Here is a 332-nt window from a genome sequence, read left to right as displayed (position 1 = left end):
ATCCAGATGAGCTTTGTGGTATGTATTGGCTTATGAAACAACTTCAACCATTAAACTGCCAGACAACAATTTATTTGGTTAATTTACCTACATGGGAATATGGAAAAGAAAATACTATGACATCCAAAATAGCATGGGGCGAGGTGTCTCCTGGCGAATGGGGAAACTATATAACTCTACAAGAGAAAGCTAATCCTGTATTTCTTTCAGCTTGTACTATGAACTGGAATCAACTTCAAAATGAAAATGCACCTTTGCGTGCAATGTTAAATGGTAAATTGCAAAGCGTTTCAGAAGATATATATGATAGTTTCATTCTTCGTGAAATTGCG

General features: G+C 35.8%; 1 protein-coding gene. It reads left to right on the top strand.

From position 1 onward, the window contains the following. Positions 1-332: DUF3658 domain-containing protein (locus tag NE473_RS30720; RefSeq protein ID WP_256265607.1), on the top strand; the 332-nt coding region annotated here is incomplete at both ends.

This window comes from Hungatella sp. SL.1.14 (genome assembly GCF_024460495.1).
Taxonomy (GTDB): Bacteria; Bacillota; Clostridia; order Lachnospirales; family Lachnospiraceae; genus Hungatella; species Hungatella hathewayi.
Note: the sequence above shows the minus strand (reverse complement) of the source record. Positions and strands in the feature narration are given on the sequence as shown.